At 52.1% G+C, this 13246-nt stretch carries 15 protein-coding genes and 1 riboswitch; of the genes, 2 read left to right on the top strand and 13 right to left on the bottom strand.

Going from position 1 to position 13246, the window contains the following annotated elements:
- Positions 1-29: 29 nt before the first annotated feature.
- Both ACOQPU_RS16415 and ACOQPU_RS16410 read left to right on the top strand, forming a co-directional pair.
- Positions 30-356, top strand: coding sequence for a type II toxin-antitoxin system RelE/ParE family toxin (locus tag ACOQPU_RS16415; RefSeq protein ID WP_420640914.1), 327 nt, complete (start codon positions 30-32; stop codon positions 354-356).
- Positions 353-676 (top strand): DNA-binding protein, encoded by a 324-nt coding sequence (locus tag ACOQPU_RS16410; protein ID WP_420640913.1) that lies wholly within the window; start codon positions 353-355, stop codon positions 674-676. Before ACOQPU_RS16415 ends, ACOQPU_RS16410 begins: the two co-directional genes overlap by 4 nt.
- A 57-nt stretch (positions 677-733) precedes the next feature.
- Here the strand turns inward: ACOQPU_RS16410 and ACOQPU_RS16405 are convergent, their stop codons facing one another.
- The 13 genes from ACOQPU_RS16405 to ACOQPU_RS16345 form a co-directional block, all read right to left on the bottom strand.
- Positions 734-1969, bottom strand: a complete 1236-nt coding sequence (locus ACOQPU_RS16405; protein WP_420640912.1) for a sigma-70 family RNA polymerase sigma factor — start codon at positions 1967-1969, stop codon at positions 734-736.
- 268 nt (positions 1970-2237) lie between these two features.
- Positions 2238-3065, bottom strand: a complete 828-nt coding sequence (locus ACOQPU_RS16400) for an SDR family oxidoreductase (protein ID WP_420640911.1) — start codon at positions 3063-3065, stop codon at positions 2238-2240.
- Positions 3062-3763 (bottom strand): ribonuclease III, encoded by a 702-nt coding sequence (gene rnc / locus ACOQPU_RS16395; protein ID WP_420640910.1) that lies wholly within the window; start codon positions 3761-3763, stop codon positions 3062-3064. The genes ACOQPU_RS16400 and rnc overlap by 4 nt, the downstream gene beginning before the upstream one ends.
- 6 nt (positions 3764-3769) lie before the next feature.
- A complete protein-coding gene (locus ACOQPU_RS16390) occupies positions 3770-4093 on the bottom strand; it encodes a HigA family addiction module antitoxin (RefSeq protein WP_420640909.1) in 324 nt (107 codons plus the stop codon).
- Between the two features lie 11 nt (positions 4094-4104).
- Positions 4105-4386, bottom strand: coding sequence for a type II toxin-antitoxin system RelE/ParE family toxin (locus ACOQPU_RS16385; protein ID WP_420640908.1), 282 nt, complete (start codon positions 4384-4386; stop codon positions 4105-4107).
- Between the two features lie 87 nt (positions 4387-4473).
- Positions 4474-5736: a beta-ketoacyl-ACP synthase II gene (gene fabF / locus ACOQPU_RS16380; protein WP_420640907.1), complete on the bottom strand. Its 1263-nt coding sequence runs from the start codon at positions 5734-5736 to the stop codon at positions 4474-4476.
- Positions 5737-5778: 42 nt separating this feature from the next.
- Positions 5779-6087, bottom strand: coding sequence for a MazG nucleotide pyrophosphohydrolase domain-containing protein (locus tag ACOQPU_RS16375; protein WP_420640906.1), 309 nt, complete (start codon positions 6085-6087; stop codon positions 5779-5781).
- A gap of 50 nt (positions 6088-6137) precedes the next feature.
- Positions 6138-6860 (bottom strand): molybdenum cofactor biosynthesis protein, encoded by a 723-nt coding sequence (locus tag ACOQPU_RS16370; RefSeq protein WP_420640905.1) that lies wholly within the window; start codon positions 6858-6860, stop codon positions 6138-6140.
- Between the two features lie 27 nt (positions 6861-6887).
- On the bottom strand, positions 6888-7382 hold the full coding sequence (moaC, locus tag ACOQPU_RS16365; protein ID WP_420640904.1) for a cyclic pyranopterin monophosphate synthase MoaC: 495 nt from the start codon (positions 7380-7382) through the stop codon (positions 6888-6890).
- Positions 7372-7878: a Uma2 family endonuclease gene (locus ACOQPU_RS16360; protein WP_420640903.1), complete on the bottom strand. Its 507-nt coding sequence runs from the start codon at positions 7876-7878 to the stop codon at positions 7372-7374. The genes moaC and ACOQPU_RS16360 overlap by 11 nt, the downstream gene beginning before the upstream one ends.
- 292 nt (positions 7879-8170) lie before the next feature.
- Entirely contained in the window at positions 8171-11113 is a 2943-nt protein-coding gene (gcvP, locus tag ACOQPU_RS16355) for an aminomethyl-transferring glycine dehydrogenase (protein ID WP_420640902.1), read from the bottom strand.
- 18 nt (positions 11114-11131) lie between these two features.
- Positions 11132-11521: a glycine cleavage system protein GcvH gene (gcvH, locus tag ACOQPU_RS16350; RefSeq protein ID WP_420640901.1), complete on the bottom strand. Its 390-nt coding sequence runs from the start codon at positions 11519-11521 to the stop codon at positions 11132-11134.
- A 250-nt stretch (positions 11522-11771) separates the two neighbouring features.
- A riboswitch (glycine riboswitch) is annotated at positions 11772-11871 on the bottom strand.
- A gap of 88 nt (positions 11872-11959) precedes the next feature.
- Positions 11960-13210: a Glu/Leu/Phe/Val family dehydrogenase gene (locus ACOQPU_RS16345; RefSeq protein WP_420640900.1), complete on the bottom strand. Its 1251-nt coding sequence runs from the start codon at positions 13208-13210 to the stop codon at positions 11960-11962.
- Positions 13211-13246: the final 36 nt, after the last annotated feature.

Here is a 13246-nt window from a genome sequence, read left to right as displayed (position 1 = left end):
AACCTTTGTGTTACTATTGGGGCGATGTTGTGAAAGTCAAAGAGTACATTCGAGCAAATGGTTCAATACCGTTTAAAAAATGGTTTGATCGCTTGGATACCCAAGCGGCAGCAAAAGTTGCGGTAGCTCTTGCCAGACTAGAGCAGGGAAACACATCAAATATTAAATGGCTCAAGGGGATTGGGGAATATCGAGTTAATTGGGGGCCGGGATATAGAATTTATTTGGCTCAAGAAGGTTCAGAATTGATTATTTTGTTTGGTGGTGGAACAAAGAATAACCAACAAAAGGATATCGAAAAAGCAAAAGATCTGTTGCGAGAATACAAAGCACGCAAAAAGGCAGGGAAAATATGACAGTTGTACGAGATGTTAAAGATACAATTCAAGAGCGTGCCCAAAATGACGAAGAATTTGCCACAGCCTTACTGGATGAAGCGATTGCTCTCTTTCTAAATGGTGAGCCAGAAAGTGCCAGAATACTCTTGCGTGACTTGGTAAATTCGACTGTAGGTTTTGAGGAATTAGCTGTTGAGGTAGACAAACCTAGCAAAAGTTTACATCGTATGCTGTCAGCTAGAGGAAACCCCACAATGGACAATTTAACGAAAATCTTTACTGTCCTTCAGCAAAAGCTGAATGTAGATTTTGAAATCCGTGCCGTCAAACAGGTTTGACTTTATTTGCTGAACAAATTGGAAATAAAAAGGGGCCATACGGCCCCTTTTTTGTGGTTAGTTGAGGTATTGCCGGAGATGTCCGGCGAAGTTGGGATGGCGCAGCTTGCGTAGTGCTTCCTTTTCTAACTGACGGATGCGCTCGCGGGAGAGGCCAAACATTTCGCCGACCTCTTTGAGGGTGCGGGATTCGCCGTCTTGCAGGCCGTAGCGCAAGCGCAGGATGCGAGCTTCACGCGGGGTAAGCTGATCTAGAATCTCGCCCAGCTCTTCGGTGAGCATCTTTTGGGCAACGGTTTCTGCTGGCGGCGGGGCATCCACATCTTCAATGAAGTCACCCAGTTCGGCATCAGATTCGTCGCCAACGGGGCGTTCCAAGTGGACGGGCTGGCGGCTGGTTCGCAGCATCCAGCGGACGCGCTCGGCGGGCAGCTCCATATGTTCGGCAATTTCTTCGGCCGTAGGCTGACGGCCGTATTCCTGTTCCAATTCTTGGGCTACCTGATACAGCTTGCTGATGCGGCCACCCAAATGCGCGGGAATACGAATGGTACGGCCGTGATTGGCCAACGCACGAGTCACCGCCTGGCGAATCCACCACGTGGCGTAAGTGCTAAAGCGATTCCCACGGCGGTAATCATACTTCTCCACCGCTTTCATGAGGCCCACATTGCCTTCTTGAATCAAGTCCAGAAACTGCAAACCCCGCCCACGATATTTCTTGGCGATGCTAACAACCAGACGCGTATTGGCGCGAATGAGATGGGCGCGAGCCATATCGGCAATTTCCCGCAGATTGGCTAGCTCGTCCTGCTCATCGAGGCTTAGAATTTCATCTTCCATTCGGCCTTCTGCTTCTTTGCCAGCCTCAATTTCCATGGCCAAGGTTACTTCTTCTTCAGCAGATAGCAATCCCTGCTGCCCCATCTCACGAAAGTACAGGCCCACGGAATCGTCAATCGGTACGTTGCTTAAATCAAACAGTGGTGCAGCATGCGGGGAGACTTCTGTGGCGTCATCTTCTGCCAAGGCCTTACCGTTGGCTAAAGCCTCGCTTAGCTCCTTAGACTCGGCCTCTGCCATCTGAGCTTCGACCTCATCCTCGTTTTCGTAAATTGGAATGCCAGCTGCCTGAGCCTCTTCTAGGATGGTCTCTAGCATTGGCAAATTGTCTTCGACGTCTGGCAAGGCTTCCATGATTTGATCATAGGTAATGTAGCCTTGTTCGGACCCTTCATTTAGCAAGACGCTAACAAAGTCCATTTCGTCGAATGGCGTGGTTAATTTGGTCATCTATTTACCCTTTCTCCAAGATTGTAATTTTGGGGGTGCTGACTCTCACCCATGTAGCCAACTCGTCGCAAATTATCCCAAACGGCAGTTTGATAATCTCTTAAACATATATTGTATAAGTATTGAGCTAGCTAGCCTCTTCCTTCCTAGGGGGGCAGTCTAGCATATTCAAATGGCAAAAGTCAAGGGGGTAGATGAACTGGAATTTCCATCTTGAAAATAATAATGTCAAAGTCAACAATAGTTCTTTGGTACCATGTTCGGGGGCTTAGTTTTGCTTTCGCTTGAGCAGTTCATCAACGCCGGGGAGTGGTGTTTTTAGCACGGCCGTTGCCTTCGCCGAATTCAGTTCACAATTCAATGGCCAACGGCCGTCTGACGGGGCAACGGTGAGCGTGTCGCGGGGCTGCACCTGCCAATGATCGAGCATTTTCAAGGCAAACTGTGCTCTGGTAAGTGCTTGCCTACCTGCCACATTGAGAATCCCGTTAAATTGATTGTGCGCTAATTCCAGAATGGCCGTACCCAAACTATCGATCCATACAGGATTGCGAATCTGATTGCTAAATAACGTAACTGGCTCCCCATTGGCCAACGCTTTTGCCATCCAGCGCGTGCCGTGATCCATTTGCTGCAAGCCGTAGATGAGCGAGGTGCGCACAATGGCGCAGTTAGGGTGTTGCTGCACAATCGCTTCGGCATCGGCTTTGGCACGGCCGTATGGAGTAATGGGGTCTGGCGGGGCGGTTTCATCATAAGGCGCGGCGTCGCCACGAAAGATGGCATCGGTAGAAAGATGAATTAGCCGTGCACCCACTTCGCGGGCGGCCCACAGCACATTGCCCGTGCCCTGGCGGATGGCAACTGCCATCGCGGCCGTTGACCCAATGAGGTGGATGATGATGTCTGGTTGAAGCGAAAAAATGAGGGTGCGAACGGCCGTTTCGTCCCGAATATCTAGCTGATGCCCCTGAGCAGGTAAGTCATAGCTGTTTTGATAATACGTGTAGTGAACTGTATGGCCTGATTGGGCAGCCAGCAGCACCAGATGTTGCCCCAGGTAGCTGCTTCCCCCTGTAATTAAGATACAGTTCATTCATCATCCATTGCTTCGGCTTTGGCAATGGCCTCTTTGGCTGCCGCCTGTGCTGCCCGCTGTTTGCTGCGGCCTGAACCTTTGCCCCACACAGCCTCATCCAGCAGTACCTGCACTGTAAACTCTTTGGCATGATCGGGCCCACTGGCGTCAGACACTTCATAGCGAGGCGTGATGTTGTATTTGGCCTGTGCCCACACCTGGAACTCGCTTTTGGCGTCTTTATGCAGCGATTCCGCCATGATTTCTGTTAGGGCTGGGGCAATGAGCTGTTCTACCAACGGTTTTACCGCTGGCAAGCCCTGATCCAGGTACACCGCCCCGATGACTGCCTCAAACGAGGCGCACAGCAGCGGCGTGCGCTCCCGGCCACCGTTTTCAGCTTCACCGTAGCCCAGCAAGAGAAAACGGCCGATTTCCAACTGCCGCGCAAACCCGGCCAGCGTCTTGGCACGCACCAATGCTGCCCGCAGGCTCGTCAGCTCTCCCTCATCCATTTCCGGGAAGCGATGGTACAGATATGCACCGACGATAAAGTCGAGTACCGCATCCCCCAAGAACTCCAGCCGCTCGTTATCCTCTAGCACCTCTTCAGGGTGCTCGTTCAGGTATGAACGATGGGTAAGCGCGCGCACCAGCAGCGAATAATCACTAAATTGAATATTGAGATTGTTTTCTAATTCACCAAAACGATTCATAACGAGTTATGCCAGTGCGGGATCAACATCATCCCATACAAATGGCCTGACTTCTTCAACAACTTGCGCTTCAAGCATATCTCTTGCTTTTTCCAGATCATAAAGTGCTTGCAAATTCATCCATAACTCGGCCGTTGTGCCGAAAAAACGGCTGAGTCGCAAGGCCGTGTCTGCTGTAATGCTGCGCTTGCCATGTACAATTTCATTGATTTTGCGCGGGTAAACATTCATTTCTTTTGCCAACCGATATTGACTAATCCCTAATGGTTCAAGAAAATCTTCAAGCAATATTTCTCCGGGATGAACGGGCGGAATACGATTCTCTTCCATAAATAGTTTCCTTAATGGTAATCCACGATTTCTACATCGTAAGCATCACCGTCTTGCCAAGTGAAACAGATTCGCCATTGACTGTTTATACGAATGCTGTATTGATTTTGCCGATCGCCACTTAGCTTTTCTAGTCGATTTGATGGTGGAATACGCAAATCCTTCAACGCTTTTGCCGAGTGTAAAAATGCCAGCCGCCGATAGGCAGCCTTTTGAATGTTCTGTGGCAATTTACGGGAAAATTGTCGGCCAAAGACCTTCTCTGTTTCTTTCGACTTGAAGGACTTTATCATGGGAGAATGGTACCGCGCGGCGGTATTACTGTCAAGCGGTAACACCGCTGCGCGGTACAAGTTTGTCTTGCCGTTTTATTGAGAAAGTTATTGGAATTTCTTGATAACCAACACGGCATTGTGGCCACCGAAGCCAAAGGCATGATTGAGGCAAACATTTACCTTGGCTGGGCGGGCCTCATTGGGAACGTAATCCAGGTCGCAGTCGGGATCGGGGGTTTCGTAGTTGATGGTAGGGGGCATGACTTGATCCTTAATAGCCAGTGCGCAAAAGATGGTTTCGATGGCTCCCGTTGCCCCCATGATATGCCCCGTCATTGATTTAGTGGAGCTAATGGCGACGTTATAAGCATGTTCGCCCAAAGCGGCTTTGATTGCGGCCGTTTCCGACGCATCGTTCAAAGGAGTGGCTGTTCCGTGCGCGCTAATGTAATCAACGTCTTCTGGGTTCAGGTTTGCATCTTCCAAGGCTTTACGGATGGCGCGGGCTGCGCCAGCACCACCCTCAGCGGGGGCGGTGATGTGGTGGGCATCGGTGGTTTGGCCGTAGCCAACCAGTTCGGCATAAATGGTTGCTCCCCGCGCTTGAGCATGTTCCAGGCTTTCGATGATCAACATGCCAGACCCTTCACCTACAACCAGGCCATCTCGATTTTTATCGAAAGGTTGTGGCGTGTTGCTGGTTTTTCCTGAGGTGGCACCCGCCCGCTCGAAACCAGCCACGGCCACGGAAGCCAGAATGGATTCACTGCCACCAGTGAGCATCACGTCCATTTCGCCCCGCTGCACGGTACGGAAGGCATGGCCAATGGCGTCACAACCAGCGGCGCAAGCGGTGGTGATGGTGGTAGAGGGGCCGTGAATGCCGTAGTCGATGGCCACCATGCCGGCTGCACCGTTGGGCATAATCATGGTGATGGCAAAGGGGCTGACGCGCTTGAGTCCTTTTTCCAGCAGTGTGTGCTCTTGCTCTACCAGCGTTTGAATGCCCCCCACGCCAGTCCCCATCGTAATGCCAATCCGTTCCCGATTTTCATCTGTGATTTCCAAGCCGGAGTGGCTAATGGCTTCGCGGGCGGCAACGGTGGCAATTTGCTGGAAGCGGTCGCGACGGCGGGCGTCCCGGCGACCTAGATGCTCATTGGCGTCGAAATCTTTGATTTCGCAGATGGTGCCCATTTCGTGTTCGCCTTTGTTGAGCACTACAAAATCGCCCGTGCCAGATTGGCCTGCTTTGATGGCAGCCCAGGTGTCTAGTACGTTATGGCCCAAGGGGGTAATTAAGCCCATGCCGGTAATAACGACACGATGGGCAACGCTTTGCTTATGCTTGGTTGATCCGTTCTGCATGCTTCTTCTCCCAAAAGGTTGGTCTGTTCTATTTAGTAGCTGTTAGTGGCTGCCTGGATGCCCTTTTTCTTGCCAACGGGCTTCATATTTTGCCAGAGCAGTGGTGAGTGCTTGGTCGAGGTCTACATTTACGGCCGTTGCCAACTGACACAAACTATAGAGCATATCGCCTAACTCGTCGGTTATGGCTGGGTTGTCAATCGGGTCGTGACGGCCGTAATCGGTTGCTTTGAGTAGCTCTTTGGCAACCTCGCCAAATTCACTCAGTAAATCTAATGCAGTAACACCGGGAGAGTGGGTTAAGTTGTGCTTTTGGGCGAAATCGCGGGAAAGTTGTTGCCAGTTTTTCATGGTTTGAGATTGGGGATTGGAGATTAAACCCAACTGCTAATCTACAATCTCTAATTATCCGCTTCGGTGGGGCGATAATCCCCTTCGACCCAGACTGATTGGTCTTCGCCAACTTCTTTTTTCCAGACGGGGACGATCTCTTTGAGGCGGTCGATGCCGTAGCGAGCTGCCTCGAAGCACCCTTGGTCGCGGTGTCCGCTGGCACAAGCGACAAAGGTTGTATTTTCGCCAATGTCCAAACGGCCGATTCGCTGCACAATTGCTACGCCTTTCACCAGTGGCCACTTTTGCCAAATTTCACGAGCGATTTGGGCCATCTTCAGTTCCGCCATTTCGCTGTACGCTTCGTACTCTAGATAGACGGTTTCCGGCGGCAACCCGTCGCGCTGCGTCTGCCCGCGCACGGAGCCGGTAAAGCTCACAATTGCACCAATTTCTGGACTGGTAAGGTGGGCATGAATGGCGGGAATGTCCAGATGGTCGGCGGTGATGGCGAAGTATGTGGGATGCGGTAACGTTTCATCGCTGCTGCCGCCGCTGACCGGGGGAAATAGGGCGATTTCATCTCCGGGGGATACGGCCGTATCCAACCCAGCAAACGATTTGTTCACCGATACCACTGCAATCGGCAGTGAAGATTGCAAGGCCGGATACGCTGCACCGACTGCATCCAGCACTGTTGCTACATTTGCTGGTTCGGCTACCGAGACGGTGACTTTGCTGCTGCCCACTTTGTCTTTCAGCGTTGCAAATAGTTTGATTTGAACTTCCATAGTTTTGAATAGGGAGATTGGAAATTTTTAGTCTCCAGTTTCCAATCTCCAATCTCCGCTCTTCCCGCCGGATTTCTCCATCACACGTACATCCCCGATGATCATGCCGCGATCCACGGCTTTGACCATATCGTAAATGGTGAGGGCAGCGATGGAAACGGCCGTTAATGCCTCCATCTCCACCCCCGTTTTGCCTTTTAGCCGGACAGATGCTTCAATGTTAATGCGGTTCTCGGCGGGGTTGGGCGTGCAGGTGACGGCCACGTGGCTAAGCATGAGCGGATGGCACATTGGAATGAGGTCACTGGTGTGCTTGGCGGCCATAATGCCGGCTAGCTGTGCCACCGTCAGCACATCCCCCTTTTTCATGTTGCCTTCCATTATAAGGGCCAGCGTTTGTGGCTGCATTTTCACAGAGCCACGCGCCACGGCCACGCGCTCGGTGTCGTCCTTGTCACCGACGTCCACCATGCGGGCGCGGCCCGTTTCATCCAAATGGGTTAATTTTGGCTCAGACTTCACAACTGCACCCACACGACAGATTTAGGACAACAGGGGAAACATGCCGGGCTACTTCCTCTTTTCTGATATGCAGCACGACGAGCGTGTGTGGATTAAAAATGACCACGTCCTTCACGCCTTGCGACAGGTAAAAGCCGGGGCCAATGTCTAAATCTTTGGCTTCGTAGCCACGACTGATGACCTCGATGACGGCTTCTGGCACCATTGTCACCGCCTCATCCTGTTCTTCCGGTTCATCACAAAAAATGGAGACATCCGGTCGTTTTAGCGACCCGTCGGGGAACTGGATGTAAATATCGGCCACATGAATGCAGCCGCAGCCATTGCCAGTTGAGGCAGTTGGCTTAATTGAGTCACGGATGCGATCTACGGCGCGTTGGTGCCGCAGCACGGGCTGCGCTTCCCAAATGGGCAGCCCGCCCACCATCTCCAGGCGGATGCCTAACTGGTCAGCCCGGATAAATTCTTGAAATAAGGTTTGTCCCTTTTCGTCCATGCCGCCATTGTAACAAAAAATTTGCAGAGGGGTTTACATTTGTTGCCCTTTCGACAATACTCCCAGACTTGGGTAAGCTATCCGGCATGTTAAATTTGTTTGATGCCTACGAGCGAAAAGCACTTCATCCTTACAGCACATTTGCTACGAAAACGGCCGTACCCTACTACCGAAACAAGCTAACCATCCGGTAGGGTAACCTTGCTAAACAAAAAAGCCACCTCACATGAAGTGGCCTTTTTTACATTTCCTAAAGAGTGGTTCGATTTCGCAAAACCAACCAATTTCGCGGTTAATCTTCGTATGCCTCGATGGGGAGGCAGGCGCAAACCAGGTTGCGGTCGCCATACACGTTGTCGATCCGGGCAACAGCGGGCCAGAATTTGCTGCTGCGCACCCATTCGGTGGGGAAGGCGGCCGTTTCGCGTGAGTACGGCCGTTCCCAAACCTCGCTGGCAATGACTGATGCCGTATGCGGGGCGTGGGCCAAGACGCTGTCGTCATGCGCTACTGTGCCATCCTCAATCTCTGCAATCTCCTGCCGAATCTGAATCATGGCGTCGCAGAAGCGGTCTACCTCTACCAGCGACTCGCTTTCTGTTGGCTCAATCATCAGCGTGCCGGGGACGGGGAACGACATGGTAGGGGCATGGAAACCGTAATCCATCAGCCGCTTGGCCACATCATCCACCGTCACGACTTCTTTGAGCGGCCGTAAATCAATGATGCATTCGTGGGCGACACGGCCGTTTTCACCTTTGTACAAAACGGGATAATGTGGATCGAGCCGATGGGCGATGTAGTTGGCATTCAAAATGGCCACTTCCGTTGCTTTTTGCAGCCCGTCGTCACCCATCATGGCGATGTAAGCATACGGAATCGGCAAGATGCTGGCACTGCCCCACGGCGCGGCCGAAACCGGGCCAATCGCCTGCTCACCGCCGACGCCAGCCACCACCGGGTGCCCCGGCAGGAACGGTGCCAAATGAGCCGCTACACCAATCGGCCCCATGCCAGGGCCCCCACCACCGTGCGGGATGGTGAACGTTTTGTGCAGGTTTAGATGGCACACATCCGCCCCGATTTTACCGGGGCTCGTGTAACCTACTTGGGCATTCATGTTAGCCCCGTCCATGTACACCTGCCCCCCGTTGTCATGGATAATTTGGCAAATCTCTTCAATGGCGGCTTCAAATACGCCGTGGGTGGAAGGATAGGTGATCATGACGGCGGACAGCGTTTCGCTATACTGTTCGGCTTTGGCGCGCAAATCGTCTACGTCAATGTTGCCGTGGTCGTCGCACTTGACAACCACCACGTTCATTCCCGCCATGACGGCACTGGCCGGGTTGGTGCCATGTGCTGAGCTGGGGATGAGGCAAACGTTGCGCTGATCGTCCCCGCGCGACAAATGGTAGGCGCGAATGACGAGCATCCCGGTATATTCGCCACTGGCCCCGGAGTTTGGTTGGAGGGAGACGGCCGTAAAGCCGGTAATTTCTGCCAACCATCGCTCCAAACGCCGGAAAAGTACCTGATACCCTTCTGCCTGATCCAGTGGCGCAAATGGATGCAGCGCACCAAACTTGGGCCACATCACCGGCAGCATTTCGGCCGTAGCGTTCAGCTTCATGGTGCAAGAGCCTAGCGGAATCATCGAGTGCGTCAGCGACAGATCGCGTGCTTCCAGCCGATTGATGTAGCGCATCATCTCTGTCTCAGAGTGGTAACTGTTGAAGACAGGGTGCGTCAAAAATTCAGTGGTACGGGCAAGGGCTTCTGGGTAAGCCAGATCAACAGCATCTGCCATTTCCGGCACGTTAAATTGGCCAGGTGCTGCGCCAAAAATCTCAAAGAGATGATCAATTTCATACGTTTCGGCGATTTCGTCGAGGGAGATACCGATACGGCCGTCGTCAAAGTAGCGCAAATTCATTTCCCGACTCAAGGCCGACTCACGAATCTCATCCTGCGATTTGGTTCCGCCGGAGACGGTGATTGTATCAAAGATGGGCTGCTCATTAACGGTGTAGCCCAATTGTGAGAGGCCTTTGTGCAGAACGGCCGTTAGCAACTGCACCCGTCGCGCGATCTTGCGCAGACCGTCTGGCCCATGATAAACGGCATACATCGAGGCCATAATGGCTAAAAGCACCTGGGCCGTGCAGATGTTGCTGGTTGCCTTCTCACGGCGAATATGCTGTTCGCGCGTTTGCATGGCTAGTCGCATGGCTGGGTTGCCTTGGGCATCTACCGATACGCCAACCAAACGGCCCGGCATTTGCCGCTTGTAATCTTCGCGAGTGGCCATGTAAGCAGCGTGTGGGCCGCCGTACCCCAGCGGCACACCAAAGCGTTGGCTGTTGCCCACAACCACATCGGCCCCAAATTCGCCAGGGGCGCGTAGCAGCACCAGAGCCAACAGGTCGGCGGCGACCACCACCAGCGCGTCATTTTCATGCGCCGCCTTCACAAACGATTCATATGCATGAATGCTGCCGTCGGTGGCCGGATATTGCAGCAAGGCCCCGAAGCAGTCATCAAAATCGTAGCTGGCATGATCCCCAACCACCACATTGATGTCTAGCGGTTCGGCCCGCATCTGCACCACAGCAATCGTCTGTGGATGGCAAAGTTCAGAGATAAAAAAGGTGTTGGCATTAGAGCGGCGCGGCCGTTGCCGTAACGTGAGCGTCATGGCTTCAGCAGCGGCCGTTCCTTCATCCAGCATGGAGGCGTTCGCAATCTCCATACCAGTCAGGTCCATAATCATCGTTTGGAAATTTAGCAACGCTTCCAGCCGCCCCTGAGCGATTTCTGCCTGGTAAGGTGTATACTGCGTGTACCAGCCAGGATTCTCAAAAATGTTGCGCAGCACCACGGGGGGGGTGAGCGTGTCACTGTACCCCATGCCGATGAAGCTGCGGTAAATTTTGTTTTGGGCAGCAAGGGCGCGCAGCTCAGCTAAAATTTCAGATTCGCTACGCGGGGGGTCCATTTGCAGCTTATCCCCAAGCCGAATGTTGTCGGGGATGGTTTCGTTCATCAATTCAGCCAGAGATTCAACCCCCAGCGTGTGCAGCATATGGGCAATATCTTCCTCGCGGGGGCCAATGTGTCGGTCTACAAAATGGTCTGTGGGCGTCAACAAGTCGCGGTTATTCATTTGGATGTCGCCATTGACCTTGCCATTTTGGGAAGATGGCAAGGTGGCAACGGATGTGGGAGTTGTCATGGGGGTATCTCCTGGCGCTTATTCGCGCTCGCTTAAATATTTTTCATAAGCGGCGGCGTCCATCAAGCTGTCCAAATCGGCGAGATGACTCATTTTTACCTTGATCATCCAGGCTTCGCCATAGGGGTCTGAATTGATGAGTTCGGGTGTGTCGATGAGGTCTTCGTTTACTTGGGTTACATCCCCGGAAACCGCCATCAGTAAATCGGCAGCAGCTTTTACGGATTCCACAACGCCAAACGTTTCGCCAATACCAAAGAAATCGCCTTCATTGGGTAGTTCCAGGTAGACGATATCAGATAAGGCGTCTTGGGCGTGGTCGGTAATACCAACAGTGGCAATGTCGCCGTCCACACGAACCCATTCATCATCTTTAGAATACTTCAAATCTGCCGGAATATTGCTCATTTTGCTCTCCTTGCTTTTGGCCACAGAGAACACAGAGAATAAAGAGGCAATTCTCAAAAACTTTTGTGATCTCTGTGGCAATATTGATAATCGCTGGCCAACAAAAAAGGACGCATCGCAATTGAGAAATTGCTAGCGTCCTCTGTCATAGACCTGAGAGATTCGCAGCAGACGCGGAGGTTTGCCACTTGCCCCGTCGGTGTGTGTTGATACTCGCTATCGCTCGATCAACTTACACTTTCCAGATTAACCCAACCGCCCGGTCCTTTTACCTGAGAGTTTCACAGTAAACGTTTTTGTTTGCTGCTTGCCCCTTCGGTGGCCTAATTGCTCTCTCCCGAACGGCCGTTTGCTCTATTTATTTGTTTCTTAATCGCTGCTCTAGCAACATTGTAAAGTTTGCCATCACAATGTGCAAGTAATGCAACTTACTATTCTTTACACCCAGCCACGCAGCCGCACGGCTTCAGCCACGCGATTGACAGCAACCAGGTACGCCGCCACGCGAGTGTCCACATTTTTAGTTTGAGACATCTGATGGACAGCATGAAACGCCGTGGTGATTTTTCTGTCGAGGCGGTCATGCACCATTGATTCATCCCAATAATATTGGTAACCGTTTTGCACCATCTCGAAGTAAGAGACAATAACGCCACCGGCATTGCATAAGAAGTCGGGAATAATGTAAATGCCTTTGTCATTCAAGATATTATCGGCTTCTGGCGTTGTGGGGCCGTTGGCCAACTCGGCTACAATTTTTGCCTTTACGTTGTTTGCGTTTTGGCTGGTGAGCTGATTTTCAATCGCACCGGGAATTAAAATATCTACCTCCAACTCTAAGAGCTCAGAATTGGTGATGTTCTCAGTGCCGGGGCAGTTGATAACTTTGCCTGTTTTCCGCTGGTGATCCAATATCACATCACAATCTAGGCCGTTTGTGTTGTAGATGCCGCCAAATTCATCGCTGACGGCCACAACTTTTATGCCAAACTCCTTTTGGCCCAAAATGTGTGCGTACGAGCCAACGTTGCCATACCCTTGAATAGCTGCTGTTGCTCCGTTTAGGTCCAGACCCTTCAGTTTAGCTGCTTCGCGAATTGTGAACAGACCCCCCATCGCTGTAGCGGGGGTACGCCCTGCCGAACCACCGAGTTCCAATGGCTTGCCAGTGATCACGCCGGGCTCTCGTTTGCCAGTGATGGTTTCGTACTCATCCAGCATCCAGGCCATGATGCGGGGGTTGGTGTGTACGTCGGGGGCAGGCACGTCTTGGGTAATGCCCACGTAGCGGGCAATGTTTCGCATGTAGCCGCGGCTCAAACGCTCTAGTTCATCTTGGGACATCTCGCGGGGGTTACAAATAACGCCACCTTTACCACCACCTAGCGGAATGTCAGAAACGGCCGTTTTCCAGGTCATCCACGCGGCCAAAGCACGGACGGTGTCAATGGTTTCGTCTGGGTGGAAGCGAATGCCTCCCTTGGCTGGGCCGCGGGCATCATTGTACTGTACGCGGAATCCCTGAAAAGTTCGGGTCGTGCCATCATCCATTCGGACGGGGATCGTAAAATGGAATTCACGCATAGGCTCGCGCAAAAAAGCGTGCATATCGGGGTCAAGTTGTAAAACTTCTGCTGCTTCATCTAACTGTGCTTGAGCAATTGCAAAAGGGTTCAGATTTTCTTTCATAAGGTTTATTAAACTCCAAAATTGGGAAATGTGGTT

Origin of the sequence: Candidatus Leptofilum sp. (genome assembly GCF_965223285.1) — a bacterium.
Taxonomy (GTDB): domain Bacteria; phylum Chloroflexota; class Anaerolineae; order Promineifilales; family Promineifilaceae; genus Leptofilum.
Note: the sequence above shows the minus strand (reverse complement) of the source record. Positions and strands in the feature narration are given on the sequence as shown.

Coding starts and splice junctions, on each gene's coding strand:
- ACOQPU_RS16410 (WP_420640913.1), top strand. CDS start 353: ATGACAGTTGTACGAGATGTTAAAGATACAATTCAAGAGCGTGCCCAA.
- ACOQPU_RS16405 (WP_420640912.1), bottom strand. CDS start 1,969: ATGACCAAATTAACCACGCCATTCGACGAAATGGACTTTGTTAGCGTC.
- ACOQPU_RS16400 (WP_420640911.1), bottom strand. CDS start 3,065: ATGAACTGTATCTTAATTACAGGGGGAAGCAGCTACCTGGGGCAACAT.
- rnc (WP_420640910.1), bottom strand. CDS start 3,763: ATGAATCGTTTTGGTGAATTAGAAAACAATCTCAATATTCAATTTAGT.
- ACOQPU_RS16390 (WP_420640909.1), bottom strand. CDS start 4,093: ATGGAAGAGAATCGTATTCCGCCCGTTCATCCCGGAGAAATATTGCTT.
- ACOQPU_RS16385 (WP_420640908.1), bottom strand. CDS start 4,386: ATGATAAAGTCCTTCAAGTCGAAAGAAACAGAGAAGGTCTTTGGCCGA.
- fabF (WP_420640907.1), bottom strand. CDS start 5,736: ATGCAGAACGGATCAACCAAGCATAAGCAAAGCGTTGCCCATCGTGTC.
- ACOQPU_RS16375 (WP_420640906.1), bottom strand. CDS start 6,087: ATGAAAAACTGGCAACAACTTTCCCGCGATTTCGCCCAAAAGCACAAC.
- ACOQPU_RS16370 (WP_420640905.1), bottom strand. CDS start 6,860: ATGGAAGTTCAAATCAAACTATTTGCAACGCTGAAAGACAAAGTGGGC.
- ACOQPU_RS16360 (WP_420640903.1), bottom strand. CDS start 7,878: ATGGACGAAAAGGGACAAACCTTATTTCAAGAATTTATCCGGGCTGAC.
- gcvP (WP_420640902.1), bottom strand. CDS start 11,113: ATGACAACTCCCACATCCGTTGCCACCTTGCCATCTTCCCAAAATGGC.
- gcvH (WP_420640901.1), bottom strand. CDS start 11,521: ATGAGCAATATTCCGGCAGATTTGAAGTATTCTAAAGATGATGAATGG.
- ACOQPU_RS16345 (WP_420640900.1), bottom strand. CDS start 13,210: ATGAAAGAAAATCTGAACCCTTTTGCAATTGCTCAAGCACAGTTAGAT.